Consider the following 2,889-nt stretch of genomic DNA (forward strand, 5'->3'; position numbering starts at 1 on the left):
GGGGAGGAGGGCCCAACCGTCGGGGACGGAGAGGACGCGGCCGTCCTGGGCGCGCACGCGGCGGGGGGCGGCCGTGGGGCCGACCGTCAAGGAATCAGGCATGGGGGCTTCCGAAGGGGCCGGCTGCATAGCACGACCCTTCACACCCTGGTAAATGCCCCCGGGTGCGCGCCGGGTATGACGGGGCGCGCGCCCGGAGGCCCCCTCGTCGTGGGAAGCGCTGGCATGTCCCTTCTCAGGCTCACCTTCCTCGGCACCTCCGCCGCGCAGCCCACGCTGCATCGCGGGCTGTCCGGTCTGGCCGTGAAGGCGGACGCGGATCTGCTCCTGTTCGACTGCGGCGAGGGCAGCCAGCGTCAGATGGTGCGCTTCGGCACGGGCTTCACCGTGGACGCGGCGTTCTTCACGCACTTCCACGCCGACCACTACCTGGGGATCATCGGCTTCCTGCGCACGCTGGGGATGATGGGCCGCACCGCGCCCATGCACCTGTACGGGCCGCCCCCGGCGCGCCGGCTGCTGCACCAGGCCGTGCACCTGGGGCTGGAGTCACATGCCTTCCCCGTGGAGATCCACGAACTGAAGGACGGGGACGTGGTGCGCCGCGGCGGCTACGCGGTGCACGCGGTGGGCGTGGACCACCGCATCAACGCGCTGGGGTACGTGCTGGCGGAGGACGGCCGGCCGGGGCGCTTTGACCTGGCGGCGGCGCGGGCGCTGGGCGTGCCGGAGGGGCCGTCCTTCGGGAAGCTGCAGAAGGGCGAAGCGGTGACGCTGCCGGACGGGCGCGTGGTGAAGCCGGAGGACGTGCTGGGCGAGGCGCGCGCGGGGCGGCGGCTGGTCATTTCCGGCGACACGCGGCCGTGCGCCTCATTGGTGCAGGCGTCGAAGGACGCGGACCTGCTGGTGCACGAGTCCACCTTCTCCGACGACGAGCAGGAGCGCGCGGTGGAGACGCGGCACTCCACCGCGCGGGAGGCGGGGCAGGTGGCGCAGTCCGCGGGCGCGCGGCGGCTCATCCTCACCCACCTGTCCAGCCGCCACGACACCGACCCCGGCAAGCTGCTCACGCAGGCGCGTGAAGCCTTCAAGGGGCCGGTGGAGGTGGCCTTCGACGGCCTCACCGTGGAGCTGCCGCTGCGCGACTGACGTGGGGTCGCGCAGGCGGCGCTCACGCGCGGCGGGCGGACTTCAGCCGGCCTTGACCGCCTCGGCCTTGAGGGCGGTGGCGGCGTCCGGGTCCACCTTCTGGAGCAGCTCCCACTCCAGCTCCGTGTCGCGCTTCATCTGGGAGCTGCCAGGGCCGACCACGGACTCGCCCTGCTCCCTGGGCCGGCCGTCGGTGTTGTCGGCGGCGCGGGATTCGGAGCGCTCCTGGCGGTAGAACTCCACGGCGCTCTGGCCGGGGCCACGGTCGAGGCCGCGCACCAGGTAGCGCGCGTAGGAGGTGCCCAGGGAGGAGGCGGCGCTCGTCTGGAGCCACTCCGTCTGCGCCTCGAAGCCCTCCTTGCCCTGCATCATGGAGAAGCCGCGCTCCTTCAGCAGGGCGACGGCCGCGGGCCACACCTCCGCCACGGGCTTGCGGTAGACGTGGCCCTGGGCCTTGTCCTCCAGGTACGCCTGCTGACGGCGCGCGGCGCAACCGGTGAACGCGAGGGCGAGGGCGGACACCACGAGCAGCGCCGCAGCGCGGGACGACGACTTCAAGGGGTTCATGCTCCGGACTCCATGGGAATGAAGACGACTCCCGAACATCCCCCGGCGCGGGGCTCCCCGCCAAGTCCCTGGATGACCGGGGCGAAAGTGCCCCTCACCCGGCAACCATCATTTCGCCGGTCTTTCGTGGCCTCCGGCGTCCAGCGCCGCACATCCGCGCCCACAGGAATCTCCGTGGGCCCGACGGGGGCGCCATGCTGGAGGGCGGACATGATTCCCATCAGCGACGACAACCCGACCCTCCGCACCCCGGTGATGACCTACCTGCTCCTGGGGACCCTGGCGCTCGTCTGGGTGTTCTTCCAGGGCGCGGGCTTCAACGTGGTGGCGCTGGCCTCCAGCATCTGCGACCTGGGGCTCGTGCCGGGGGAGCTCACCGGCCGCGCGCCGCTGGGGCTGGCGGTGCCGCTGGGCGACAACATCGCGTGCGTCGTGGACAACGAGTCCATCAACCGCCTGACGCCGCTCACCTCCATGTTCCTGCACGGGAGCTGGGGACACCTCTTGGGCAACGTGCTGTTCTTCTGGGTCTTCGGCAACAACATCGAGGACAGCATGGGGCGGCTGCGCTTCCTCGTGTTCTACCTCGTGTGCGGCCTCGTGGCGGCGGCGGCGCACGTGGCGGTGGACCCCACGTCGCCGGTGCCCACGGTGGGCGCGTCGGGGGCCATCGCGGGCGTGCTGGGCGCGTACCTGGTGCTCTACCCGCGCGTGCGCGTGAACATGCTGTTCATCATCTTCATCTTCATCCGCGTCTTCCCCATCCCGGCCTGGGGCGTGCTGCTGTGGTGGTTCGTGCTCCAGGTCATCACCGGCCTGCCGCAGCTCATGACGCTGCGGCCGGAGGTGTCCGGCGGCGTGGCGGTGTGGGCGCACATCGGCGGCTTCGTGGCGGGCATGGTGCTCATCAAGCTGTTCGAGAACCCGCGCTACACGTCGAAGCGCACGACGTGGCGGCACCGGATGCACCCGAACCATCCCTGAAAGCTCCTCCGTCCCGCGGGCGGGAGGGCAGGCGCCCGGTGGCCGGGGGTGCCGACGTGGGGCATCGCCCTGACATTGGAGGGTGGTGTTCTTCGCGTCATGAGGAGGCGGGCATGGAGGCGGACAACCAGTCGGAGGGCTTGCGCGTTCCGGTGCCCATCGAGGCCCGGCGCAAGCGGGTGCTCATCC

At 71.6% G+C, this 2,889-nt stretch carries 3 protein-coding genes; 2 read left to right on the plus strand and 1 reads right to left on the minus strand.

Annotated elements, in window-relative coordinates:
* The first annotated feature begins 225 nt into the window (after positions 1–225).
* Positions 226–1,149 carry a ribonuclease Z gene (rnz, locus tag D7V93_RS41220; RefSeq protein ID WP_120614017.1) on the plus strand — a complete coding sequence of 308 codons (924 nt, stop codon included), beginning with the start codon at positions 226–228 and terminating at the stop codon, positions 1,147–1,149.
* 42 nt (positions 1,150–1,191) lie between these two features.
* On the opposite strand, the gene D7V93_RS41225 is transcribed toward rnz, so the two are convergent.
* Positions 1,192–1,716, minus strand: a complete 525-nt coding sequence (locus tag D7V93_RS41225) for a hypothetical protein (protein WP_120648453.1) — start codon at positions 1,714–1,716, stop codon at positions 1,192–1,194.
* A 210-nt stretch (positions 1,717–1,926) separates the two neighbouring features.
* On the opposite strand from D7V93_RS41225, the gene D7V93_RS41230 reads away from it, so the two are divergent.
* A complete protein-coding gene (locus tag D7V93_RS41230) occupies positions 1,927–2,700 on the plus strand; it encodes a rhomboid family intramembrane serine protease (RefSeq protein WP_120648454.1) in 774 nt (257 codons plus the stop codon).
* Positions 2,701–2,889 lie beyond the last annotated feature (189 nt).

The sequence above is a fragment of the Corallococcus llansteffanensis genome, from assembly GCF_003612055.1.
GTDB lineage: Bacteria > Myxococcota > Myxococcia > Myxococcales > Myxococcaceae > Corallococcus > Corallococcus llansteffanensis.

What these genes read in the sequence shown, in the direction of transcription:
- rnz (WP_120614017.1), top strand. Translation starts at nt 226, where the DNA reads ATGTCCCTTCTCAGGCTCACCTTCCTCGGCACCTCCGCCGCGCAGCCC.
- D7V93_RS41225 (WP_120648453.1), bottom strand. Translation starts at nt 1,716, where the DNA reads ATGAACCCCTTGAAGTCGTCGTCCCGCGCTGCGGCGCTGCTCGTGGTG.
- D7V93_RS41230 (WP_120648454.1), top strand. Translation starts at nt 1,927, where the DNA reads ATGATTCCCATCAGCGACGACAACCCGACCCTCCGCACCCCGGTGATG.